The organism is Kitasatospora paranensis (genome assembly GCF_039544005.1).
Lineage (GTDB): Bacteria > Actinomycetota > Actinomycetes > Streptomycetales > Streptomycetaceae > Kitasatospora > Kitasatospora paranensis.
The window spans coordinates 6,448,339-6,470,546 of record NZ_BAABKV010000001.1 but is presented as its reverse complement, the minus strand read 5'-3'; the positions used below and the strand labels follow the sequence as shown (position 1 = coordinate 6,470,546).

At 75.3% G+C, this 22,208-nt stretch carries 23 protein-coding genes and 1 pseudogene; 10 read left to right on the top strand and 14 right to left on the bottom strand.

From position 1 onward, the window contains the following. Positions 1 to 67: 67 nt before the first annotated feature. Positions 68 to 1,135: an RNA ligase (ATP) gene (locus ABEB13_RS30800; RefSeq protein WP_345708082.1), complete on the bottom strand. Its 1,068-nt coding sequence runs from the start codon at positions 1,133 to 1,135 to the stop codon at positions 68 to 70. A gap of 247 nt (positions 1,136 to 1,382) precedes the next feature. Between ABEB13_RS30800 and modA the strand changes: the two genes are divergently transcribed. The 3 genes from modA to ABEB13_RS30785 are packed head-to-tail and all read left to right on the top strand — an operon-like array spanning position 1,383 to position 4,110. After that, positions 1,383 to 2,210 carry a molybdate ABC transporter substrate-binding protein gene (gene modA, locus ABEB13_RS30795; RefSeq protein ID WP_345708081.1) on the top strand — a complete coding sequence of 276 codons (828 nt, stop codon included), beginning with the start codon at positions 1,383 to 1,385 and terminating at the stop codon, positions 2,208 to 2,210. Continuing rightward, the gene (locus ABEB13_RS30790) at positions 2,207 to 3,034 is read left to right on the top strand and encodes an ABC transporter permease (protein ID WP_345708080.1); all 828 of its coding nucleotides are present in this window, start codon (positions 2,207 to 2,209) and stop codon (positions 3,032 to 3,034) included. The genes modA and ABEB13_RS30790 overlap by 4 nt, the downstream gene beginning before the upstream one ends. A 20-nt stretch (positions 3,035 to 3,054) precedes the next feature. After that, a complete protein-coding gene (locus ABEB13_RS30785; RefSeq protein ID WP_345709881.1) occupies positions 3,055 to 4,110 on the top strand; it encodes an ABC transporter ATP-binding protein in 1,056 nt (351 codons plus the stop codon). On the opposite strand, the gene ABEB13_RS30780 is transcribed toward ABEB13_RS30785, so the two are convergent. After that, the gene (locus tag ABEB13_RS30780) at positions 4,098 to 4,298 is read right to left on the bottom strand and encodes a hypothetical protein (RefSeq protein ID WP_345708079.1); all 201 of its coding nucleotides are present in this window, start codon (positions 4,296 to 4,298) and stop codon (positions 4,098 to 4,100) included. The genes ABEB13_RS30785 and ABEB13_RS30780 overlap by 13 nt on opposite strands. 177 nt (positions 4,299 to 4,475) lie before the next feature. Here ABEB13_RS30780 and ABEB13_RS30775 point away from each other — a divergent pair, with 177 nt between their 5' ends. Further along, a complete protein-coding gene (locus tag ABEB13_RS30775) occupies positions 4,476 to 5,117 on the top strand; it encodes a hypothetical protein (protein WP_345708078.1) in 642 nt (213 codons plus the stop codon). Here the strand turns inward: ABEB13_RS30775 and ABEB13_RS30770 are convergent. After that, a complete protein-coding gene (locus tag ABEB13_RS30770; protein WP_345708077.1) occupies positions 5,099 to 6,001 on the bottom strand; it encodes a carbon-nitrogen hydrolase family protein in 903 nt (300 codons plus the stop codon). The two genes, ABEB13_RS30775 and ABEB13_RS30770, sit on opposite strands and share 19 nt — an antisense overlap. A 7-nt stretch (positions 6,002 to 6,008) precedes the next feature. Beyond that, a complete protein-coding gene (locus tag ABEB13_RS30765; protein ID WP_345708076.1) occupies positions 6,009 to 7,559 on the bottom strand; it encodes an APC family permease in 1,551 nt (516 codons plus the stop codon). 105 nt (positions 7,560 to 7,664) lie between these two features. Between ABEB13_RS30765 and ABEB13_RS30760 the strand changes: the two genes are divergently transcribed. Next, positions 7,665 to 8,288 carry a TetR/AcrR family transcriptional regulator gene (locus ABEB13_RS30760; RefSeq protein ID WP_345708075.1) on the top strand — a complete coding sequence of 208 codons (624 nt, stop codon included), beginning with the start codon at positions 7,665 to 7,667 and terminating at the stop codon, positions 8,286 to 8,288. A gap of 219 nt (positions 8,289 to 8,507) precedes the next feature. Further along, entirely contained in the window at positions 8,508 to 9,458 is a 951-nt protein-coding gene (locus ABEB13_RS30755; protein WP_345708074.1) for a DMT family transporter, read from the top strand. A gap of 619 nt (positions 9,459 to 10,077) precedes the next feature. On the opposite strand, the gene ABEB13_RS30750 is transcribed toward ABEB13_RS30755, so the two are convergent. The 3 genes from ABEB13_RS30750 to ABEB13_RS30740 form a co-directional block, all read right to left on the bottom strand. Next, positions 10,078 to 10,788 (bottom strand): aminoacyl-tRNA hydrolase, encoded by a 711-nt coding sequence (locus tag ABEB13_RS30750; RefSeq protein ID WP_345708073.1) that lies wholly within the window; start codon positions 10,786 to 10,788, stop codon positions 10,078 to 10,080. A 30-nt stretch (positions 10,789 to 10,818) separates the two neighbouring features. Next, positions 10,819 to 11,739 carry a hypothetical protein gene (locus ABEB13_RS30745; RefSeq protein WP_345708072.1) on the bottom strand — a complete coding sequence of 307 codons (921 nt, stop codon included), beginning with the start codon at positions 11,737 to 11,739 and terminating at the stop codon, positions 10,819 to 10,821. Between the two features lie 90 nt (positions 11,740 to 11,829). Beyond that, positions 11,830 to 12,402: a hypothetical protein gene (locus tag ABEB13_RS30740; protein WP_345708071.1), complete on the bottom strand. Its 573-nt coding sequence runs from the start codon at positions 12,400 to 12,402 to the stop codon at positions 11,830 to 11,832. A 62-nt stretch (positions 12,403 to 12,464) separates the two neighbouring features. On the opposite strand from ABEB13_RS30740, the gene ABEB13_RS30735 reads away from it, so the two are divergent. Beyond that, positions 12,465 to 12,836, top strand: coding sequence for a YbjQ family protein (locus ABEB13_RS30735; RefSeq protein WP_345708070.1), 372 nt, complete (start codon positions 12,465 to 12,467; stop codon positions 12,834 to 12,836). 52 nt (positions 12,837 to 12,888) lie between these two features. Continuing rightward, a complete protein-coding gene (locus tag ABEB13_RS30730) occupies positions 12,889 to 13,989 on the top strand; it encodes an FAD-dependent oxidoreductase (protein ID WP_345708069.1) in 1,101 nt (366 codons plus the stop codon). On the opposite strand, the gene paaE is transcribed toward ABEB13_RS30730, so the two are convergent. The 6 genes from paaE to ABEB13_RS30700 all read right to left on the bottom strand — a co-directional run bounded on the left by paaE (position 13,977) and on the right by ABEB13_RS30700 (position 19,192). Beyond that, positions 13,977 to 15,041, bottom strand: coding sequence for a 1,2-phenylacetyl-CoA epoxidase subunit PaaE (gene paaE, locus ABEB13_RS30725; RefSeq protein ID WP_345708068.1), 1,065 nt, complete (start codon positions 15,039 to 15,041; stop codon positions 13,977 to 13,979). The genes ABEB13_RS30730 and paaE overlap by 13 nt on opposite strands. Then, positions 15,041 to 15,535: a 1,2-phenylacetyl-CoA epoxidase subunit PaaD gene (gene paaD, locus ABEB13_RS30720; protein WP_345708067.1), complete on the bottom strand. Its 495-nt coding sequence runs from the start codon at positions 15,533 to 15,535 to the stop codon at positions 15,041 to 15,043. Before paaD ends, paaE begins: the two co-directional genes overlap by 1 nt. Next, positions 15,529 to 16,410 carry a 1,2-phenylacetyl-CoA epoxidase subunit PaaC gene (paaC, locus tag ABEB13_RS30715; protein WP_345708066.1) on the bottom strand — a complete coding sequence of 294 codons (882 nt, stop codon included), beginning with the start codon at positions 16,408 to 16,410 and terminating at the stop codon, positions 15,529 to 15,531. Before paaC ends, paaD begins: the two co-directional genes overlap by 7 nt. Positions 16,411 to 16,428: 18 nt before the next feature. Continuing rightward, a complete protein-coding gene (gene paaB, locus ABEB13_RS30710) occupies positions 16,429 to 16,722 on the bottom strand; it encodes a 1,2-phenylacetyl-CoA epoxidase subunit PaaB (protein ID WP_100887807.1) in 294 nt (97 codons plus the stop codon). Beyond that, positions 16,719 to 17,693 (bottom strand): 1,2-phenylacetyl-CoA epoxidase subunit PaaA, encoded by a 975-nt coding sequence (gene paaA / locus ABEB13_RS30705; protein WP_345708065.1) that lies wholly within the window; start codon positions 17,691 to 17,693, stop codon positions 16,719 to 16,721. Before paaA ends, paaB begins: the two co-directional genes overlap by 4 nt. 182 nt (positions 17,694 to 17,875) lie before the next feature. Beyond that, positions 17,876 to 19,192: a M20 family metallopeptidase gene (locus ABEB13_RS30700; protein ID WP_345708064.1), complete on the bottom strand. Its 1,317-nt coding sequence runs from the start codon at positions 19,190 to 19,192 to the stop codon at positions 17,876 to 17,878. Between the two features lie 574 nt (positions 19,193 to 19,766). On the opposite strand from ABEB13_RS30700, the gene ABEB13_RS30695 reads away from it, so the two are divergent. Together ABEB13_RS30695 and ABEB13_RS30690 are read left to right on the top strand one after the other, a co-directional pair. Beyond that, positions 19,767 to 20,774: an aldo/keto reductase gene (locus ABEB13_RS30695; protein WP_345708063.1), complete on the top strand. Its 1,008-nt coding sequence runs from the start codon at positions 19,767 to 19,769 to the stop codon at positions 20,772 to 20,774. Positions 20,775 to 20,812: 38 nt separating this feature from the next. Then, positions 20,813 to 21,400, top strand: coding sequence for a TetR/AcrR family transcriptional regulator (locus ABEB13_RS30690; protein ID WP_345708062.1), 588 nt, complete (start codon positions 20,813 to 20,815; stop codon positions 21,398 to 21,400). A 35-nt stretch (positions 21,401 to 21,435) separates the two neighbouring features. Here the strand turns inward: ABEB13_RS30690 and ABEB13_RS30685 are convergent. Next, a pseudogene (locus ABEB13_RS30685) lies at positions 21,436 to 22,133 on the bottom strand (hypothetical protein). Positions 22,134 to 22,208 lie beyond the last annotated feature (75 nt).

Genomic DNA, 22,208 nt, shown 5'->3' with positions numbered 1-22,208 from the left:
CCCTCGTCGACGGATCGTGCACCGCCCACGCTAACTGACGGTACGTCGACAAAACAGGCCGCCCCGGTCACTCGTACTCGGTGCCGCCCTTGCGGGTCAGGTAGCCGCCGCCGACCGCCTTGGCGATCGCCCGGCCGCCCAGCACCGGGCTGTGCCGCTCGGTCTGCGGCCGGACGACGACGCCCTCGCGGACGTGCAGCCCCCGGCCGCTGAGCGTCTCGCGGCCCTCGGCCGACGCCAGCACCCGGTCCGCGTCGTAGGGCCCGCGCCACAGCTCGGGCACCACCGGCAGCGCGCCGTCCAGCACCTCGGCCGCGTCCAGCCACACCGGGCGGCCGTCGATCAGCGCCGACACGTCGAAGACCGCGTAGCCCGGCAGCTCGGCCCGGCCCTGCTCGCCGTACGTCAGGTCCTGCACGCCGGTGCCGAACACCTCGCCGAACACGCCCACCCGGCTCGCGCCGAGCCGCTCGGCCAGCCGGGCCGCGACCTCCGGGACGCCGTGTGCCCGGACGGCGCGCCAGTAGAGGTTGACGCCGTCCTCCTTGAGCGCCAGTCCCTGCGCGCCGATGCCCTTGGACGACACCTGCACCTCGCCGCTGTCGGCGTGGAAGGTGAGCAGGCAGCAGCTGCCGTGCACCTTCTCGGTCACCACCACCGGCTCGCCCGGCGCGAACACGTCCGGGAAGCGCTTGAGGTTCTCGACGTCCACCCAGGGCAGCAGGTCGGGGGCGGCCTCCACCTCGCCGCTCATCGCGGTCGGGATCGGCGGCTGCCACTTGGTGATGCCCAGGAGCTCGGCGAAGTCCTCCCCCGCGGCGGCGGCCGCCGCCAGGTCCACCCCGGCCAGGGCCCCCGGACGGCAGACGATGCCCTGGGACAGCTCGCCGCGCAGCCGTACCGCCCTGACCCGGTTGGCGTCGCCGCCGGCCAGCCGGCCGGTCAGGCCCAGCTCCTCGATCAGCCCGGCCGGCAGCACCGCCTGCTCCGGGATGTAGACCGCGGTCTCCCCCGTCCGGTAGGCACCCCTGGCCACCACCGCCCGGTACAGCCCGACCTGGGCCAGCTCCAGCGCGTCGGCGTTCGGGTGCTCCAGGATGGTCAGCTGCTCGGCGGTCACCCGCAATGTCGACATCGGTGTCGTCCTCCCCGTCTCGTGTGCGCCCCACTGTGGCGCGGCGGGCGGAGCGGGGGCCACGGATTTTCCGCCGGCCCGAGCGGCATCCGCATCTGCGCTATCGCACATGCTGGGACACCGGCGTCCACATGCTGGCCTGTGCGATGAAACAGGGGACCTCGGCCCGGCATCTGCGGCACAATGATCGGCGTCGTCACCGCACCTCCGCGCCCCCGACCGGCGCGGCAGAAGGGGAATCGCACCCATGAGCACCGTCAGACGCCGTACCGCCGTCGCCACCGTCGCAGCGCTGGCCCTCGCTGCCGGCCTCACCGCCTGCAGCAGCAGCAGCAGCGGCTCCTCCTCCTCGACGGCGGCCACCCCGGCCGCGTCGGCCTCCGCGTCGGCGTCCTCCGCCAAGGTCTCCGGGGCGGTCACCGTCTTCGCGGCCGCCTCCCTCAAGGAGACCTTCACGGCCCTCGGCAAGAAGTTCGAGGCGGCCAACCCCGGCACCAAGGTGACCTTCAACTTCGGCGGCAGCTCGGCGCTCGCCCAGAGCATCGTCTCCGGCGCCCCCGCCGACGTGTTCGCCGCGGCCAGCCCGGCCACCATGAAGACCGTCACCGACGCCAAGGCCGCGGCGGGCGACCCGAAGGTCTTCGTCCGCAACACCCTGGAGATCGCCGTCCCCAAGGGCAACCCGAAGCACGTCGCGGGCCTCAAGGACCTCACCGGCATCAAGGTCGCGCTCTGCGCCAAGGAGGTGCCGTGCGGCGCCGCCGCCCTGAAGGCCCTTCAGGCCGCCGGCGTGAACGTCACCCCGGTCACCCAGGAGCAGGACGTCAAGGGCGCGCTCACCAAGGTCGAGCTCGGCGAGGTCGACGCCTCGCTGGTGTACAGGACCGATGTGCAGTCCGATGCTGCGAAGATCGACGGTGTGGACTTCCCCGAGGCCGCCAAGGCCGTGAACGACTACCCGATCGCCGCCCTCGCCAAGGCGCCCAACGCGGCCGCCGCCGCGGCCTTCGTCGCCTACATCGAGTCGGCCGAGGCCCAGCAGGCGCTGACCGCGGCGGGCTTCCAGGCTCCGTGACGGCCGGTACCACCGCGGCGACCCGCCGCCCGCGCTCCCGGCGCGGGCGGCGGGTCCCGTACGCCCTGCTGCTGCCCGCCCTGCTCGGGCTGGCCTTCCTCGTCCTGCCGCTGGTCGGGCTGCTCGTCCGGGCACCGTGGAGCGCGCTGCCCGAACAGCTCTCCAGCCCCGAGGTGTGGCAGGCGCTGCGGCTCTCGCTGATCTGCGCCACCTCGGCCACCGCGGTGTCGCTGGTGCTCGGCGTCCCGCTGGCCTGGATGCTGGCCCGCACCGAGCTCCCGGGCCGGCGGATCGTCCGCGCCCTGGTCACCCTGCCGCTGGTGCTGCCCCCCGTCGTCGGCGGTGTGGCCCTGCTGCTCGTCCTCGGCCGCAACGGCATCGTCGGCCGCTGGCTGGACTCGGCGTTCGGGCTGACCCTGCCGTTCACCACGGCAGGTGTGGTGGTGGCCGAGACCTTCGTCGCGATGCCCTTCCTGGTGATCAGCGTGGAGGGCGCGCTGCGCGCCGCCGACCCGCGCTACGAGGAGGCCGCCGCCACCCTCGGCGCCTCCCGGCTGACCGCCTTCCGGCGGGTCACCCTGCCGCTGATCGCCCCCGGCATCGGCGCCGGCGCCGTCCTCGCCTGGGCGCGCGCCCTCGGCGAGTTCGGCGCCACCATCACCTTCGCCGGCAACTTCCCCGGCCGCACCCAGACCATGCCGCTGGCGGTGTACCTGGCGATGGAGTCCGACCCGGAGGCCGCGATCGCCCTCAGCCTCGTCCTGCTCGCCGTCTCCATCGCCGTCCTCGCGGGGCTGCGCGAGCGTTGGACGGCCGGCCCGTGACACCCCCACCGGAGACCGCGATGGCCGCCCTCGACGCCCGCCTCCAGGTCGAACGGGCCGCCTTCCGGCTGGACCTGTCCCTGACCGCGGCCCCCGGCGAGGTCGTCGCCCTGCTCGGGCCGAACGGCGCCGGCAAGTCCACCGCGCTGCGGGCGCTGGCCGGCCTGCTGCCGCTGACCGCCGGGCACCTGAGCCTGGACGGCACGCTGCTGGAGGATCCGGCGAGCGGCCTGCACACCCCGGCAGAGGAACGGCCGGTCGGCGTGGTCTTCCAGGACTACCTGCTCTTCCCGCACCTCAGCGCGCTGGACAACGTGGCGTTCGGGCTGCGCTGCCGGGGCCTGCGGCGGACCGCCGCCCGCACCGAGGCACGGCCGTGGCTGGAGCGGATGGGCCTGGCGGACCACGCCCTCGCCCGGCCGGGCAGCCTGTCCGGCGGGCAGGCGCAACGGGTCGCGCTCGCCCGCGCCCTCGCCGTCCGGCCCCGGCTGCTGCTGCTGGACGAGCCGCTGGCCGCCCTGGACGCCCGCACCCGGCTCGACGTCCGCTCCCAACTGCGGCGGCATCTGGCGGAGTTCGAGGCCGTCGCGGTACTGGTCACGCACGACCCGCTGGACGCGATGGTGCTCGCCGACCGGCTGGTCGTGATCGAGGACGGCCGGCAGGTGCAGGCCGGCACCCCCGCCGACATCGCCCGGCACCCGCGCACCGACTACATCGCCCGCCTGGTCGGCCTCAACCTCTATCGCGGCACCGCGGACGGACACACCGTCACGCTGCCCGACGGCACCGCGCTCAGCACCGCCGACGAGCTGACCGGGCCGGCCTTCGTGTCCTTCCCGCCCGCCGCCGTGACCCTGCACCGGGGACGCCCCGATTCCAGCGCCCGCAACGCCTGGCCGCTCACCGTGGCCGGCCTCGACCTGCACGGCGACCAGGTCAGGGTCGACCTCACCGGCCCGCTGCCGCTGGCCGCCGACCTCACCCCGGCCGCGGCCGCCGAACTCGACCTCGCCCCCGGCACCGAGGTCTGGGCCGCCGTCAAGGCCGCCCAGACCCACGCCTACCCGGCCTGACCGGCCCCGCCCGCCGAGGTCAGCGCGGCGATCCGGGCGGCCACCTGCGCGGGGTCGTACCCGCGCCGCACCATCGCGAACTCCGGCGGCCCGACCGGCGCACCCGCCTGCAGGGCGGCCAGGTACGCGTCGACGGCGGCCCGCTCGCAGCCGCGCCGCACCACGTCGAACCCCTCGAACCCGGCCATCCGGCAACCCCCTCCACCAGGGCCCCACCCCACGGCGGGACCGGGTGACCACCGTACGCCCGGCCCGCCGCGCCGCTCCCCGCCGGGCTCCCCCGCCGGGCTCCCCGCCGGGGCTCGTCCGACCTGCCGATCGGGCAGAATCGGCTGCACAGCGGCGGCCGGAGGTCGGAGGCAGAAGTGAGCGTCATGGGAGCCTGGGTGATCGGCGCCGTCCCCGACGAGGGGATCCGGGAGCTGCTGCGCACCGCCGTCCGGACCGCGCCGCCGACGCCGCCGCCGGTGCGCACCGGCGTGTCCGAAGGGCTGGCCCGGTGGCGGCGCAGCGCGCAGGAGCCCTTGTTCAGCGCCCGCCCGGGTGTTCCGGGGCAGTGGACGGCCGACGAGGCCTTCCGGCTGAGCGCGTTCCTCGACGGGTGCCACGACGACTCCGGTCCGGTGGAGGCGCTGCGCGACGCCGTCGTCGATCACTTCCCGCCCGACGGCGAGGGCCTGTTCGCGGTCTCGGCCCGCAAGGCGAGCCCGTTCTCGGCCCTCGCGTATGCGATCGGGCCCGACGCGGTGCTGCAACTGCCGGGCTGGTTCGGTGACTTCCTGCTCGACTCCGGGGAGGTCCGGGACCGGCTCCCGGCGGCCGAGGAAGCCCTCGGACTGACCGGGAGCCGGCGGCGGGAGGCGGTCGAGCGGATCCGGGCGTGGATGACCGGACTGGGCGACGATCCCGACCACGACGCCGACAAACTCCTCGACGGGCCGCTGCGCGTCCTCCGCCACGCCGCGCGCACCGGCCGGGGCGCGGCCGGTCAGGTCCGCTGGTACTGAGGAGCCGGGCGGTCACTCCTCGGCGGCCCAGGCGGGGGTCCGGAACGTGCCTCCGTACATGGGAAGTTCAATGCTCCCCCGTAGCGGGCGAGCTGGGCCCAGGGGCGGTTGATGCCGGTGGAGCCGTAGCGGCGGACGCGGGTGACGGCGTCCAGGTCGAGGACGTCCACGAGGACCTCCTCGCCGGGGCCGGCCTGCTGGCGGACGAGGCCCTCCGGGTCGACCACGGCACTGCCGCCGAGGCCGGCCGGGTCGGCGGCGTTGACGTTGACGACGTAGACCTGGTTGGTCCACGCGTTGGCGCGGGCGCAGACCAGCTCCATCTCCCGGTCCCGGGTGGGGGTGAGGGTCGGCTGGATGACGATCTCCGCACCGAGCCAGGCGAGTTGGCGCACCGTCTCGGGGAAGGACCCGTCGTAGCAGATCGCCAGCCCGACCCGGCCCGCGCCGGGGATGTCGAAGACGGTGAACTCCGTTCCCGGCGCGGTCTTCTCGTACGGCTGCCAGGGGAAGATCTTGCGGTAGCGGGCGACGATCCCGTCCTGCGGGGAGACCGCGACGGCGGTGTTGTGGACGGTGCCGTCCCCGGTGCGCTCGTACAGGCTGCCCGGGACGAGCCAGAGCCCGGTCTCCGCCGCGAGGGCGCAGATCCGGTCGGTGAGCGGGCCGGGGATCGGGGCGGCGACCTGCTGCATCCAGTCGGCGGGCGCCTCGGCCAGCAGCGGCGGTTCGGCGGCGAGCAGCAGTTCGGGGACGACGACGAGCTGCACGTGCGGGAAGAGCTCGCGGACGGACCGCACCTGGGTGGCGAAGCGCTCCCAGGTGGCCTCGGGGTCGAGCGGCACGGGCACGGTCTGGACGGCGGCGACGGCGAGTGTGCGCATGGGTCTCTCAGTCCTCGGTGACGGTGAGTTCGGTGACGGCCGTACGGCCCTCGCGGAAGAAGCGGCGGAAGCGGGCGCGGACGGTCAGCATCACCAGCGCGCCCAGGGCGATCGAGCCGGCGCCGAGCAGGAAGACCCCGCCGACGCCGTGGAAGGACGTGCTGCCGTAGGCCGGGTCCTCCATGTCGTACGCGCTGCGGGCGAAGGCCGCCAGCATCATCAGGCCGCCGAGCAGCGGCAGGACGCCGCGCAGCAGCAGGTCGCGCGGGGAGTCGCGGAGCCGCTTGCGGAAGTACCAGACGCAGGCGAGCGCCGTGGTGCCGTAGTAGCAGGCGATCAGCAGGCCGATGCAGAGGATGGCGTCGCCGAGGAAGCGGTCCGACACGGCGGTCAGCAGCACCAGCAGGACGGCGGCCGCGGCCCCGAAGAAGACCGTTCCGAAGCCGGGGGTGCGGTGGCGCGGGTGGATCCGGGTGAACGCGCGGGGCAGCGCGCCGTGGGCGGCCATCGACAGCGTGCCGCGGGAGCTGCCGACCAGGCAGGTGAGCAGGGCGGAGACCGCGGAGACGCAGACGGCGAGCTGCATCACCTTGGCCAGGGCGGTGCCGAGCACGGGCGGGGCCAGCGAGGCGAGGATGTCCGCGGCGTTGTCCGGGTTTCCCAGGCCGACGCCGGCCGTCCCGGTGCCGGCGAAGCCGATCGCGGCGAAGGCCGTGAACAGGTAGGTGGCCAGCAGCACCACGGTGGAGATGATTGCGGCCTGGCCGGGGATCCGGTCGCCGTCGCGGGTCTCCTCGTTGGCCGTGATCAGCGCATCCCAGCCCCAGTAGATGAACAGGCAGAGCAGGACGGCCTCGGCGAACGGGCCGAAGCCGGTGAAGCCCGTGGGGTCGAGCCACGCGACCGAGACGGGCTCGGCGCCGTGCCGGGCTAGGGCGGCGACGCCGAACGCCAGCAGCGCGAGCAGCTGCAGGCCGAGCAGGACGTACTGGACGGAGGCGGCGAGCTGGAGGCCGCGGTGGGCGACCGCGGTGACGGCGGCCAGCAGCAGGACGGCGGTGACCGGCACGGCCGGGCCGTGCGCGTGCAGGCCCACCAGGCCCAGCAGGTAGCCGGCGCCGACCTGGGAGAGCGCCGTCATCGCCAGGAGCGTGGCGATCTGCACCACCCAGCCGCCGGCGAGCCAGCCGGTGAGGGGCCCGAAGGCGCGGGTGGTCCAGACGAAGGTGGTGCCGCAGTCGGGCATCTCCCGGTTGAGCTCGCGGAAGGCGAAGGCGGTCAGCAGGATCGGGACGAAGCCGAGCAGCAGGGCGGCCGGCGCGAGGTGCCCGGCGACCAGCGTCACGAAGCCGAGGGTGACCGCGATGCTGTAGGCGGGGGCCACCGACGACAGGCCGAGGGCGACGGAGGCGAGCAGGCCCACCGAGCCGCCGCGCAGCCCCTTGCCGGCCGGGGCGGGCACGGCGGAGGCGGCCGGTGCGGCGGGTACGGCAGGTGGCACGGGTCCGGCGGGTGGCATGTCGGGTCTGGGGCCGGTGTCGGTCGGATTGGTGGTCACGACGGGCTCCTCGGGGGTCGGTTTTGTTAAACGTGGATTTAAGAGGCTGGCCACTCCCCCGTCAATACCTGCACCTGTATCGTTAAACGAAGATGGAACAAGGGCATGGAGGAGAACGGCGTGGCGGCGAAGAGGGGCAGAGACCGGGAGGCCCGCCGGGCCGAGCTGAGCGGGGCCGTGCAGCGCGCCCTGATGGCCCGCGGCCTGGAGGGCCTGCGGCTGCGCGACATCGCCGAGGAGGCCGGGGTCACCCCCGCCGCGGTGCTCTACTACGGCGACCTCGACGGGCTCGTCCACGAGACGTACCAGCGGGCCATCGAGCGCTACAGCCAGGAGCGCGAGGAGGCGGCCGAGCGCTTCACCGACGCCCGCGACCGGCTCCGGGCCTGCATCGACCACGGGGTCGCCTCCGGCCCCGACGACGCCCTGACCCGGCTGCTCTTCGAGTACTGGCCGCGCTGCCTGCGCGACCCGCAGGCCGCTGCCCTCGACAGTGCGCTGACCGAACGCCAGATCGCCGTCTACTCGGGCATCCTGGTCCTCGGCCAGGCCCAGGGGTACTTCACCCTCCAGGACCCGCCGCGGCTGCTCGCCGCGAGCTTCGTCGCCATGGAGGACGGCTACCAGATGGACGTGCTCGCCGGACGCCGGACGCGGGCCGAGGTGATCACCGCCCTGCACGCCTACGCCCGCGCCGTCACCGGCCACGACCTGGCAGTCCGCCCCTGACGCACCCCGCCGCCCGCCGTGTGTAGGGTGGCGCCATGCAGCTGACTGTTCTGCCCCCGCCCGCCGCCTGAGCGGGCGGCCAGGCCACGGAGGACCCCGGGCTTGTCCGACAAGCCCCAGCCCCGGACGAGGGCTCGTGAGACGAGCCCCTGCCCCCGGGCCGGTCGGCGCCGCCCGCAGACGGGACCACGCGACCGATGCCTCTGTGGGAGAACACCCTTGTCTGCTTCCCGTACGCCCCTGCCCGTCGGGCGGGGCCTGCTCTACATCACGCTCTCCGCGACCGCCTGGGGCACCGCCGGTGCCGCGGCCGCCCTGCTCTACGGCACCAGCGGCCTCGGGCCGCTGGCGCTGACCTTCTGGCGCTCGATCGGCGGGGTCGTCCTGCTGCTGGCCGTCCGCCCCTTCACCGGCGGATCCGGCCGGGACGGGCGCCCGGCCCTGCCGTGGCGGCGCCGGCTGCCGCGGATCCTCGTCAACGGACTGGGCCTGACGCTCTTCCAGGCCGCCTACTTCGTGGCCGTCCAGCAGACCGGCCTCGCGGTCGCCACCGTGGTGACCCTCGGGTCGGCCCCGGTGCTGATCGCGGTCGGCGCCCGGCTCACCATGGGCGAGCGCCTCGGCGGGGCCGGGGCGGTGGCCGTCTGCGGCGCCCTGACCGGGCTGGCCGTCCTCGTCCTCGGCGACACCGGCGGCGGCGAGGTCCGGCCGTCCGGGGTGCTCTGGGCCCTGCTGTCGGCGTCCGGGTACGGCTGCATCACGCTCTACACCCGCCGGCTCGGCCGGGCCGGTGAGGCCCAGAGCCCGTCGGAGACGACGCTGTGGTCGTTCGGGGTCTGCGCGGTCTGCATGCTGCCGTTCGCCGCGGCGGAGGGGATCTGGCCGCAGGCCGAGGGCCTGGGCCGGACGGTGCTGCTGCTGGTCTACCTCGCGTCCGTGCCCACCGCGCTCGCGTACGGGCTGTACTTCGCCGGCGCGGCGGTCGTCCGGGCCACCACCGCCTCGGTGATCGCCCTGATCGAACCGGCCAGTGCGACGGTGATCGCCGTCCTGGTGCTCGGCGAGCACCTGGGCGCGGCGGCCGCGGCCGGCACCGCCGTCCTGCTCGTCTCCGTCACCGGCCTGGCCCTCGCCGAGGCCCGGCTCGCCGTCCGGGCCCGCCCGGCCTGACGGCGGATCAGTCCCGCCGCAGGGCGATCGGCCGGTACTGCGGGTCGGGCCGCGGGCGGTCCTGCTCCGGCAGGGCCGCCCCGGCCCGGGGATGCGGCCGACGGCGATCGCCGGCTGCCGGGCCCGCGGGCTACCGGGTGCAGCTGTCCCAGCAGGTCCGGTGCGGGGGCGGGGGCGTCCGGTCGGGATCGGGTCGGCGGGCGGCGTCGGCCGGTCGCCGAAGAGGAAGGCGTGAAGGTCGAGCAGGTGGCCGTACAGCTCGCCCTCGGAGCAGAAGTGGATGTCGTGCCGGGTGACGGACTGCCAGGTTCCCAGGGTGGCCGGCTGCTGCTCCAGGAGGTGTTCCAGTGCGGCCCGCAGCTGCCGGGCGTAGGACCGGTCCCGGGCCAGGGAACGCTTCTCCTCGGCCAGGTCGAGGCCGGCGTTCGGATGCAGGAACCGGCAGAAGAAGCTCCGCAGCCGGCGGTCGTCGCGCCGGCCCGGGATGTCCCAGGCGCTCCACGGTGCCGGTGCGGCCTTGAGGTACGTCAGGGCGGGTACGGCCGGGTCGTCTGCGCTCACCGTGGTTGGGGACGACGTATCCCCGGACCCGGTTCCCGCCGGGCCGCCCGGCAGGGTCCTACCGGAGGGCGGGGTGGTCGGCGACGACGGTGCAGCTGCCGGGGGCGATCTCGGTGAAACCGGCGTCGCGGACGAGCGGCAGGCCGCTCGCGGTCAGTGCGGCCCAGGCCTCGGGGGCGGCGGTGCGGACGGCGAGGGCGAAGCCGCTCTCCGCCCACTCCTTGCGGCGGGTGTCGTCCAGCCGCCACCAGGCGAGCTGTGCCGCGTGGCCGGTCTGGGCCATCGTCTTTCCGGCGCTCATCTCCAGGTCGGGGTTGAGCCAGAGCACGGGGAGGCCGTCGGCGGGGGCGGCCGGCTCGGCGGGGTCGTCGAGGTCGGTGCCGGACACCTGGAGCTTGGCCAGCTCCTTCGGCCAGCCGTCCAGCGGGACGGGCGGGAAGACCCGCACCTCGGCCGCGGCGCCGGTGACCGTGATCCCGGGCAGCTCGCCTGCCTTGCGCCACTCCCCGCCGCGGGCCCGGCGGACGACCTTGCGGATCCGGGCGTCCTCCCAGGCCAGCACCCGTTCGGCCCAGGCGCCGCCGTCCTCGGTGACCCGGGGGTCGGCGAGCAGGGTCAGCACCGCGCGGGCCGAGGTCTCCAGGGCGTCGGTACGGGCCGGCGGGTCGGCCCGCTCGATCCGGACGACCAGGGGCAGGACGTACTGCTCCCGACTGTCGCGGTCGACGGGCTGTTCGGGGCTGCTGGGTGCGTCGAAGGGTGAGCTCACCCCACCAGGATGCCAGCAGCCCCGGGAGCCTCAGCGGCGGTATCCGCGCTGGGGGTCGCGCTCCTCGGCGTCCTCGTAGAAGAGGAACCAGCCCTCGGGATGGGTGGCGGCGAGCAGCTGGTCGGCGCGGTCGGCGGCGTCCAGGTCGGGGTCGCCCTCGTCGGGGCCGTAGACGCCGAACAGCTCGTCGGCGCAGCCCTCCCAGTCGTAGTCGTAGAGATCGGCGGGCAGGTCGCCCATCATGTCGGCGACCGACTCGGGCTGGGCACCGAGCAGCCCGCGGGCGTCGGCGAGGGCGAGCCGCAGGGCGAGCTCCTCGGCGAGACAGCGCGGCAGCGGCCACTCGCCGAGGGCGAGGTCCTCCGCGAGGTCGTCGAAGGCGCGGGCGAAGGCCCGCCGCCAGGTGCGGTGCAGCGCCCAGGTGCGGCGCGGCAGCCGGGCGAACACCGCCCAGTCGTTCTCGTCCCCGCCCATCACCGGGTCGTCCTCGTGCTCGTCGAGGTCGTCGTAGGCGGCGTCGGCGAGGCCGACCAGCTGGGTGTGGAGCAGGCAGGCGGTCCGGGGGGTGAGGGTCCAGTCCCCGGCGTCGCCGTCCTCCGCGTCGAGCGGGAAGAGGACGGCGAAGTCGGGGGCGAAATCGTCGGTGACGCTGATCTCCAGAGTGCCGCCGAGCGCCTCGATGCCGGGCACGGCGGCGACCAGACGGTCGGGGTGGAGCAGGACGCCGAGGGCGGCGTTCGGGTCCTCGGCGACTTCGCGGAGCAGGTCGGCGCGCTGGCCGGCCGGATCCACCCCGTCGAATTCCAGTTCGTCGACGGCCGCCAGCGCGGCGGCACGCAGTGTCGGCCAGTCGGTGATGCGGATGCCGAGCACCACCGTCGCCTCGATCTCCTGCGCGCCGGAGTCCTCCGCCGCGCCCGGCCCCTGGGGATGATCGCTTCGCTCTCCCATGCGCCTACAGTACGGCCACCGGGGGCCCGGAATCACCGGTGTCCGCCACCTTGTCCGTGCCGGGTTCCGGGCGGAGCCCGCCGGGCCCGCTCACGGGCAGGCGTCGTCCTCGGAGGCGTCGATCTCGACGGTGGCGCCGGGGCCCTCGAAGGTGACGATCGCGGTGCCGCGCCAGTCGCCGAACGCCTTGTGGAACGTGACCACGGGCGGCGGCCCGAAGGGCGACAGATCGATCGGGGGCACCGTGGAGGAGTCGCCGAGGGTGGGGGCGGCCACCGGCACGTCCTCGGGCTGCCAGCCCGCCCCGCGGCCGAGGGCGACCACGGCGGCCCGGTCCAGGGCCGGTCCGGCCGCCGGGCCGGCGAACTCGGCGTACAGGTCGGGCGGGCGGCGGCCGTCCGGGGTGTCGCGGCACTGTTCCGCGGAGACCGCGGGCGTGACGCCGAACCTGGTGCCGAGCGCGGGGATCAGCGGGTCGCCGCGCAGCAGGCCGAGCCGGGCGGTGGCCGTCCGGGACGGGTGCTCGACCACGTCGGGCCGCAGGCCCAGCCAGGTGAACAGCCCCGCGACGGCGAGGACGACGACGAGCGCGGCGAGACCGAGCCCTTGGAGGATGCCGACGGCCACGTGCCGCGCTCCCCCGTCCGACGTGGTGTTCTGCACGGCGGGACCTTATCCCGGCGAGCCGCGCCCCACCCCGACGGGTCGTCACCGATGGTGGTGCCATGAGCAAACTCGAGGACTACGGCGGCGGGCAGGTCCCGGACGCCGACGTGCTGGTGGTCACCACGAACGACGTCCCGGGGCACCGGGTGGAGCGGATCATCGGGGAGGTGTTCGGCCTGACGGTGCGCAGCCGCCACATCGGCAGCCAGATCGGGGCGGGCCTGAAGTCGCTGGTCGGCGGGGAGCTGAAGGGCCTGACGAAGACCCTGGTGGAGAGCCGCAACCAGGCGATGGAGCGGCTCGTCGAGCAGGCCCGGTCGCGCGGCGCGAACGCGATCCTGATGATGCGCTTCGACGTGTCGGAGGCCGCCGACGTCGGGACGGAGATCTGCGCCTACGGGACGGCCGCGGTGATCGCCCCGGTCGCCTGACCCCGGCCGCGGCGCCGGGGAACAGGCCGGCCGCCGCAGATGTTTCACGCACGTGACTGTTCACGGTGCAACCATCGAGCCCGCAGCGGTCGACGTCGTGGTGATCGGCGCCGGGCAGGCCGGGCTGTCCGCCGCCTACCACCTGCGCCGCCGCGGCTTCGCCCCGTACACCGGCTTCGTGGTGCTGGACGCGGACGACGCCCCCGGCGGTGCCTGGGCGCACCGCTCCCCGTCGCTGACGATGGCCACCGTGCACGGCTTCCACGACCTGCCGGACGTCGAACTGCCGCAGCCGGACCCGCAGGCACCGGCCCGCGAGGTGGTGCCCGGCTGGTTCGCCGCGTACGAGGCGCAGCACGCCCTGCCGGTGGTGCGCCCCGTCCGGGTGCGGGCCGTGCGCCCGCTGCCCGGCGGGGAGCTGCGGGTGGAGACCGACCGCGGGGTGTGGACGGCGCGGGCCGTGGTCAACGCCACCGGCACCTGGACGCGGCCGTTCCTGCCGCACTACCCGGGGCACTTCACCGGCCGTCAGCTGCACTACGCGCAGTACCGCGGGCCCGCGGAGTTCGCCGGTCTCCGGGTCGCGGTGGTCGGCGGCGGTGCGTCGGCGATCCAGGTGCTGTCGGAGGTCGGCGCGTTGGCCGAGACCCTGTGGTTCACCCGCCGGGCGCCGGTCTACCGCGAGGGCCCGTTCACCCCGGAGGCGGGCCGGGCCGCGGTGGCCCTGGTCGAGCAGCGGGTCCGGGAGGGTCTGCCGGTCGCCAGCGTGGTGAGCGTGACCGGGCTGGGCCCGTCGGTGGCGTACCGGCGGGCCGCGGAGCTGGGCGTGCTGGAGCGCCGCCCGATGTTCGACCGGCTGACCGCGCACGGGGTGGCCCTGGGCGCGCACGAGGAGCAGGTGGACGCGATCGTCTGGGCCACCGGCTTCCGGCCCGAGGTCGCCCATCTGGCCCCGCTGGGCCTGCGCGGCCCGGGCGGGGGCATCCGGATGGCGGGCACCCGGGCCGCCGCCGACCCGCGGATCCATCTCGTCGGGTACGGCCCGTCGGCCAGCACCGTCGGCGCCAACCGGGCGGGCCGGGCGGCGGTCAACGAGATCGTCCGGCTGCTCGGGGCACCGGCGGCGGCGCCGGTGCCCGCTCAGCGGTCGTAGTCGACGGTGACCCTGTCGGAGAGCGGACGGGCCTGGCAAGTCAGCACGTAGCCGGCCGCGACCTCCTTCTCCTCCAGCGCGAAGTTGCGCCGCATCTCCGTCTCGCCCTCGCAGACCAGCGCCCGGCAGGTGCCGCAGACTCCGCCCTTGCACGCGAACGGCAGGTCGGGGCGGGAGCGCTGGGCACCGTCCAGGATCGACCGGTCCCGCGGCAGCGACAGCACGCTGGCCCTGCCGTCGAGCACCACGGTGACCTCGCTGAGGTCACCCGGGACGCTCTCCTCGGCCCGCTCGGCGACCGGCTCGTCCTCCGCGTGGAACAGCTCCTGGTGCACCCGCTCGCCCGGCACGCCCAGCTCGGCGAGCAGCTCCCGGACTCCGGTCACCATGCCGTACGGGCCGCAGAGCCACCAGTGGTCCACCGCCGGCACCTCGACCAGGGCGGCGACCAGGGCCTTCACCCGCTCGGGGTCGAGCCGGCCGCTGAGCAGCTCGGCGTCGCGGCTCTCCCGGGAGAGCACGTGCACCAGCTGGAAGCGGCCTAGGTGGCGGTCCTTGAGGTCGGCCAGCTCGTCGGCGAACATCACGGTGTCGCTGCGCCGGTTGCCGTACAGCAGGGTGACCCGGGAGTCGGGGTGGCCGTCCAGCACCGAGCCGGCGATGGAGAGCATCGGCGTGATCCCGGAGCCGGCCGCGACCAGGACGTGCTCGGCCCGCTCGGTGGGCTCGGCGGTGAACAGGCCGGTCGGCGGCAGCACCTCGACGCGCTCGCCGACCTTCGCGTCCCGCACCAGCCGGCGGGAGAACAGGCCGCCCGGCACCTCGCGCACCGCGATCCGCAGCGGGCCGCCGACCGGCGAGCAGAGCGAGTAGGAGCGCCGCTCGTCGGCGCCGTCCACGAGCCGGCGCAGGGTAAGGGTCTGCCCGGGCCGGAAGACGAAGTCCGCGGCGAGGTCGTCCGGCACCTCGAAGGTGACCGCGACCGCGTCCTCGCAGAGCGGCTCCAGCTCGGCGATGCGCAGCTCGTGGAAGGTCGGGCGGCGGACGGCCATCAGATCTCCTTGATCCGGTCGAAGGGCTCCCGGCAGGCGCGGCAGCGCCAGAGCGCCTTGCAGGCGGTGGAGCCGAAGCGCGACAGCTCCTCGGTGTCGGGGGAGCCGCACTGCGGGCAGGACACGGCGTGCCGGGTGGGGCCGAGCCGGAGCAGACCCGCGGCGGCGCCGGGCTGCGGCGGCGCGATGCCGGCCTCGGCGAGCTTGCGGCGGCCCTCGGCGCTGATCAGGTCGCTGGACCACGGCGGGTCGAGCCGCAGCCGGACCTCGACCCGGGGGTAGCCGGCCGCCCGCAGCCGGGCGTCCACGTCGGCGGCCATCTCGGCGACGGCCGGGCAGCCCGAGTAGGTGGGGGTGATCCAGGCGGTCACCGCGCCGGCCTCCTCCCGGACGTCGGCGAGGACGCCCAGGTCGGCGAGGGTGAGCATGGGCAGCTCGGGGTCGGGGACGGCGGCGGCGACCTCCCAGGCGCGATGCGCGGCGGCGGTCACCACGTCGCCCCCGGGTGTGCCCGGGCGACCACCTGGAGCTCGGCGAGCAGCAGGCCGAGCGCCTCGGTGTGGACGCCGTCGCGGCCGGCCCGGCCACCGATCCGGGCCATCGCCGGGGTGTCCGGCAGGGTCAGGGTGGCCCGCTCGGCGTCGGCGGCGAGCCGGGCCAGCACCGGGCCGCGCAGGCCGGACGGATCGGTGCCGAGCCGCAGCTCGACCTCGTGCGGGGTGAACAGCTCGTCCAGCAGCGGCCACACGGCGTCCAGCCCGGCCTGCATCCGCCCGTGCGAGTACGGGGTGCCGTCACCGAGCCGCAGCAGCCACTCCAGCGCCCACTCGCGGTGGTAGGCGAGCTCCTTGACGCCGCCGGCGGCGACCGCGGCGAGCACCGGGTCGGGGTGCTGCACGAGCCGCTCGTACAGGGCGTGCCGGGCGGTGGCGAAGACCAGCAGCCGGGCGACGGTGTGCGCGAAGTCGCCGTTGGGGACTTCGACCAGGCGGACGTTGCGGAACTCGTGGTCCTCGCGCCAGTAGGCGAGGTCGTCCTCGGTGCGGCCGGTGCCGTCCGCCTGGCCGGCCCGGGTGAGCAGCCGGCGGGCCTGGCCGAGCAGGTCGAGGCCGAGGTTGGCGAGCGCCACCTCCTCCTCCAGCTCGGGTGCCCGGGTGCACCACTCGGTCAGCCGCTGGGCGAGGACGAGGGCGTCGTCACCGAGCATCAGGCAGTACGCGGCGAGGTCGGCGCCGTCCACGCCGCCCGGCAGGGCGGTGTCGACGCCCAGCAGCGGGTCGGCGAAGCCGGTGCCGTACGCCCAGCGGGCCTCGCCCTCCGGCTCCGGCTCGGCCTCGGAGAGGGTCAGGTAGACGTGGTCGTCGGTCATCTCGGCATCCCCTGCGGCTCAGATGTGCGGGACATCCTCGGGGATGTCGTAGAAGGTCGGGTGGCGGTAGACCTTGTCGCCGCTCGGTGCGAAGAACGGGTCCTGCTCGTCCGGCGCGGAGGCGGTGATCGCCGCGGAGGGGACGACCCAGAGGCTGACGCCCTCGTTGCGGCGGGTGTAGAGGTCGCGGGCGGCCAGCAGCGCCATCCGGTCGTCGGAGGCGTGCAGCGAGCCGACGTGGACGTGGTTGAGGCCGCGCCGCGGGCGGACGAACACCTCGTAGAGCGGCCAGTCGGCCCTGGTCCCGGTCACTGTGCGCTCCGCTTCTGCTCGGCCTGCCGCTGCCCGGCCTGCTTCTGTGCGTACGCCAGGGCCGCCTCGCGGACCCAGGCGCCGTCCTCGTGGGCCGCGCGGCGGCGCTCGACGCGCTGCGCGTTGCACGGCCCCTGGCCCTTGATCACCTGCTTGAGCTCCGACCAGTCGGGCTCGCCGAAGTCCCAGCTGCCGCGCTCCGCGTTCCAGGCCAGGGCCGGGTCGGGGAGGGTCACACCGAGGTGCTCGGCCTGCGGGACGGTCATGTCGACGAAGCGCTGGCGCAGCTCGTCGTTGGTGTGCCGCTTGATCCGCCAGCCCATCGACCGGGCGGTGTTCGGCGAGTCGTCGTCCGGCGGGCCGAACATCATGAGCGACGGCCACCACCAGCGGTCCACGGCGTCCTGCACCATCCGGCGCTGGGCGGTGGTGCCGCGCATCATCGTCATCAGCAGTTCGTAGCCCTGCCGCTGGTGGAAGGACTCCTCCTTGCAGACCCGCACCATGGCCCGGGCGTACGGGCCGTAGGAGCAGCGGCAGAGCGGGACCTGGTTGCAGATCGCCGCGCCGTCCACCAGCCAGCCGATCACGCCGACGTCGGCGAAGGTCAGCGTGGGGTAGTTGAAGATCGAGGAGTACTTCTGCCGCCCGTCGACGAGCTTCTCGGTGAGCTCGGCGCGGTCGACGCCGAGCGTCTCGGCGGCCGCGTACAGGTACAGGCCGTGGCCGGCCTCGTCCTGCGCCTTGGCCAGCAGGGTGGCCTTGCGGCGCAGCGAGGGCGCCCGGGTCAGCCAGTTGCCCTCCGGCTGCATGCCGATGATCTCCGAGTGGGCGTGCTGCGCGATCTGGCGCACCAGGGTCGCGCGGTACGCGTCCGGCATCCAGTCCCGCGGCTCGATCCGCTGCTCGGCGGCCACCACCGCGTCGAAGCGTGCCTCCAGGGCCGCCACGTCGGTCTCTGTTGCCGTCACTCCACCCACCTCCCGACTGACCGTTCGGTCGGTTCCATTCTGTACGCGAGGACGGCGCTCTGACAAGGCACGCGGGTCACGGTCCGGTCATGGGCCGGTCAGGGCGGGGTGGAGAGCGGCGTGCGGGCCTGCGGGCCGGTCGGCGCCGGTCCGGGGCGGCGCGCCCCGGGCCGGCGCCGTCGTCAGCCGCGCTCGCGCAGGCGGGGAAGCGGGACGGCCAGCAGCGCCGCCAGCAGGGCGATGCGCTGCGGGAGCTGCTCGATCACCACGTGCTCGTGCCGCGCGTGCGGACCGGCACCGACGGGCCCCAGCCCGTCCAGGGTGGGCAGGCCGCGCGCACCGGCCAGGTTGGTGTCCCCGGCGCCGCCGGCCGGCGCGCCGTCGACCTGCTGGCCGAGCGCCGCGGCCAGCGAGCGGACGTGCCGCAGCAGCGGGTTGCCGTCCCGCTCGGGCCAGGCGGGGCGACTGGAGAGCACCTCGGTGCGCACCTTGGCGCCCGGCCGCCGGGCGGTGAGGTGGGCGAGGGTGTCGAGGGCGCGGCGCTGCGCCTCCGCGGTGGAGAAGCGCAGCCCCAGCTCGGCCTCGGCGCGGCCCGCGACCACGTTGGCCCGGGTGCCGCCGGTGATCCGGCCGGTGTTCAGTTCGGTGCCCGGCTGCCGGGCCAGTCCGCGGACGGCGACCAACTGGTCGACCAGCTCGTCCACGGCGGAGACTCCCTCGGCGGCCGCGTTGCCCGCATGCGCCTCCCGCCCGGTGACGGAGAGCAGCACCCGGGTGGAGCCGCGGCGGGCCGTCTTCAGCCGGCCGTCGGGGTGCGGCGGCTCCAGGCCGAGCACGGCGGCGGCGCCGGGGAGCTGGCGCTCGACCAGGCGCCGGCCGTCCGGGCTGCCCACCTCCTCGTCGGAGACGACGACCAGCCGCACGGGCCGGTGCGGGCGCTGCCCGAGGTCGGCGAGGAGGGCGAAGGCGCCCTCCAGGACGGCGAGTCCGGCCTTCATGTCGAGGACGCCCGGGCCGCTGAGCCGGCCGTCCCGCTCCTCGACGGGCCAGTCGGCGAGGGTGCCGGCGGGCCAGACGGTGTCGTGGTGGCCGACCACCAGCAGGTGCGGCAGGGAGTCGTCCTGGCCGGGCCACTCGGCGAGCAGGTGGTCCCCGGCCGGGCCCGGCTCGCGGCGGACGGCGGCACCGGTGGCCCGGAAACCCGCGGACAGCTCCTCGGCGAGGGCGTCCAGGCGGGGGGCGTCACCACTGGGGGACTCCATCACGGCCAGGGCGGCGCAGCGGCGGCGGACGGCGCCGGCGAGGGTGCGGGCCCGGGTGGTCAGCGCCCGCGGGAGGCCGGGCAGCGCGGGCGGTGCGGCGGTGGTCGGATCGGTGGCGGCCGGTGCGGCGACGGCCGCGGTATTCGCGGGATCGCCGCCCTCGGCGGACCGGTCGGCCGCGGTCTCGGCGACGCCGATGGTGCCCGGCTCGGCCGGGAGGACGGTATGCGGGCTCACCGGGTGCCTCCGGTCCGGTCGGCGGCGCACGGTGCGGCGGGTGCGGCACCCGGTGGGGCCGCCGCCCCGCCGCGGGCTCCCGCCGGACCGGACCTTCGACTGGGCAACGGCTGATGATGCAGCCTCGGACTGGGCGCCACTGCGTCCTCCTCGCTCGCTCCGGCGACCCCGGCTCGGCCCGGGGCCCGTGGACGGCGTCCCGGTGCGCGGTGCGGACGGGCCCCGCCGCCGGGAACACGAGAAGTGAGCCTAGAAGACCCGTTCGTTTCCGTGCGAGGTGGCCCGGTGCTCCGCAACCCGGCGCCGGCCGGTCTGCGCGCGTCCCGCTTCCACGATGGACCTGCGGCGACGGTTCGGCAGGACGAACCGCACGCGGGCGGCGGATCCACGTCCGACGAGTGACGGCCGATCAGCCTTTGGTACGGGTCGGAGCGGTCCGCGCGTCCGCCCGGGTCCGCCGTCCGGTACGGCACGCGGGGCGGGGAATGGCACATGGAATGACAGATATTGAAATCTGTCATTCCATGTGCCATAGTCGTCAGGGTCAGCAACCGACCCCTTTCGGGAGCACCCCATGACCACCCGACCCGCCCGCACCACGCTCGGCACCACCGGCCCGGCCACCTCCGCGATCGGCCTCGGCCTGATGGGCATGTCCGACCTCTACGGCCCCGCCGACGAGGCCGAGTCGATCGCCACCGTGCACGCCGCCCTGGACGCCGGCGTCACCCTGCTCGACACCGGCGACTTCTACGGCATGGGCCACAACGAACTGCTGCTGCACGAAGCGCTGCGCGGCCGGGACCGCGAGAGCGTGCAGATCAGCGTCAAGTACGGCGCCCAGCGCGGCCCCGACAACAGCTGGCTCGGCTACGACGCGAGCCCGGCCGCGACCAAGGCCTCGCTCGCCTACTCCCTGCGCCGACTGCGCACCGACTACATCGACGTCTACCGCCCGGCCCGGCTCGACCCGAAGGTGCCGATCGAGGAGACCGTCGGCGCCATCGCCGACCTGGTCAAGGCCGGCTGGGTCCGGCACATCGGCCTCTCCGAGGTCGGCGCCGCCACCCTGCGCCGGGCCGCCGCCGTGCACCCGATCAGCGACCTGCAGATCGAGTACTCGCTGATCTCCCGCACCCTGGAGGCCGAAGTCCTGCCGACCGCCCGCGAGCTCGGCATCGGCATCACCGCCTACGGCGTGCTCTCCCGCGGCCTGCTCAGCGGCCACTGGCGGCCGGACACCGAGATCGCCGCGACCGACTTCCGCGGCCACAGCCCGCGCTTCCAGGGCGACAACCTCACCCACAACCTGGCCCTGGTCGAGGCGCTGCGGGCGATCGCCGAGGCCCGGGGCGCCAGCGTCGCCCAGGTCGCGATCGCCTGGGTCGCCTCCCGCGGCTCCGACATCGTGCCGCTGGTCGGCGCCCGCCGCCGGGACCGCCTGACGGAGGCGCTCGGCGCCCTCGACGTGCAGCTCTCCGCCGCGGACCTCGCCGCGATCGAGGCCGCCGTCCCCGCCGGTTCCGCCGCGGGCGACCGGTACGCTGCGGCCCAGATGGCCGGCCTCGACAGCGAGCGCTGAGCCACCCGCACCACGCACCGACGAAGGACGGCCTCCCCGTGACCACGGACAACGCACTCACCCCCGAGCAGATCCTGTGCGCGGCGGAGGACGTCCTGCGGCGGTTCGGCCCGGCGAAGGCGACGGTGGTGGACATCGCCCGGGCGCTCGGCGTCAGCCACGGCAGCGTCTACCGGCACTTCCCCAGCAAGGCGGCCCTGCGCGAGGCGGTCACCCAGCGCTGGCTGGACCGCTCGCACGACGAGCTGGCCGCGATCGCCGAGGACGGCGGCCCCGCGGACGAGCGGCTGCACCGCTGGCTGGCGACGCTGTTCGCGGCCAAGCGGCAGAAGGCGCTGGACGACCCGGAGATGTTCGCCACCTACATGACGCTGGTCGGCGAGCTGAGCACCACCGTCGACGCCCACGTGGCGACGCTGGTCGGGCAGATCCGGCGGATCGTCGAGGACGGTGTCGCCCAGGGGGTCTTCCGCACCCCGGACGCCGGCTCGGCCGCCCGCGCGGTCTTCCAGGCCACCGCACACTTCCACGACCCGGCACACGCGCACGAGTGGTCGCACGAGCGGGCCGGGGCGGACTTCGAGGCGCTCTGGTCCCTGCTGCTGAACGGCCTGCGCGGCCGCTGAACGGGCGGACTGCACGGGGCCGGCCGATCGATCGCTCAGGCCGTCCCGTCCCGCAGCGGCGCGCTGTGCCAGCGGTCGAAGGCCCGGCGCGGGTGCGCGGGCAGCGCGGCCCGTCCGGTGGCCCAGAGCAGGGTGGCCCACCGGTCGGAGTCCCCCGGCGCCCCGGGGAACAGCCGGGCCAGCGCCCGGTCGCACAGCCCGGCCGGCGGGGACCAGCCCAGGCCCAGCCCGGTCGTCACGTCGTGGGTGTGCACCAGGGTCTCCACCACCCCCATCGCGGCGAAGCCCTCCGGGTCCGACACCCCGTAGGCGTGGAAGGCCCGGCCTCCGGCGGGACCGTCGCGACCATCGCCGCCAGGAGTCCGCCGCCGGTCTCCAGCACCTGCAGCAGGCCCGCCGCACCGACGGCCCGGTCGACGAACACCACGTTCGGCGGCCCCTCGGGCCGGTCGCGCCGCCAGCGCAGCGGCACGAAGCCGTCCAGCGGAGGACGTGCCGGCGCGAGCTGGGCGGCGTAGGCGAACAGCCCGTCGGCCGTGTGCTCCAGGGTCTCCCAGCAGTCCCAGTCCAGGTCTCCGGCCCGGGTGTGCCAGTCGGCCGCGAGCGCGTCCGTCAGCGTGGCGACCGCCAGGCCGACGGCCCGTCCGACGTCCGCCGCGGTGACCGGCCCGGAGGTCGCCGAGCGGGTGGCGGTCGGCGATCCGGCCCCGCCGACGATCCGTTCCTGTGGCATGGGCCGACCCTAACGGACGTGCCCCGGGGCCGATGCGGCGGCAAAACGGCTCGCGCGGCCCGCCGCCCCGCACCC

Bases quoted from the DNA above. Each gene is read 5' to 3' on its own strand.
- ABEB13_RS30800 (WP_345708082.1), bottom strand. From the start codon at position 1,135: ATGTCGACATTGCGGGTGACCGCCGAGCAGCTGACCATCCTGGAGCAC.
- modA (WP_345708081.1), top strand. From the start codon at position 1,383: ATGAGCACCGTCAGACGCCGTACCGCCGTCGCCACCGTCGCAGCGCTG.
- ABEB13_RS30785 (WP_345709881.1), top strand. From the start codon at position 3,055: ATGGCCGCCCTCGACGCCCGCCTCCAGGTCGAACGGGCCGCCTTCCGG.
- ABEB13_RS30780 (WP_345708079.1), bottom strand. From the start codon at position 4,298: ATGGCCGGGTTCGAGGGGTTCGACGTGGTGCGGCGCGGCTGCGAGCGG.
- ABEB13_RS30770 (WP_345708077.1), bottom strand. From the start codon at position 6,001: ATGCGCACACTCGCCGTCGCCGCCGTCCAGACCGTGCCCGTGCCGCTC.
- ABEB13_RS30760 (WP_345708075.1), top strand. From the start codon at position 7,665: ATGGAGGAGAACGGCGTGGCGGCGAAGAGGGGCAGAGACCGGGAGGCC.
- ABEB13_RS30745 (WP_345708072.1), bottom strand. From the start codon at position 11,739: ATGGGAGAGCGAAGCGATCATCCCCAGGGGCCGGGCGCGGCGGAGGAC.
- ABEB13_RS30735 (WP_345708070.1), top strand. From the start codon at position 12,465: ATGAGCAAACTCGAGGACTACGGCGGCGGGCAGGTCCCGGACGCCGAC.
- paaE (WP_345708068.1), bottom strand. From the start codon at position 15,041: ATGGCCGTCCGCCGCCCGACCTTCCACGAGCTGCGCATCGCCGAGCTG.
- paaC (WP_345708066.1), bottom strand. From the start codon at position 16,410: ATGACCGACGACCACGTCTACCTGACCCTCTCCGAGGCCGAGCCGGAG.
- ABEB13_RS30695 (WP_345708063.1), top strand. From the start codon at position 19,767: ATGACCACCCGACCCGCCCGCACCACGCTCGGCACCACCGGCCCGGCC.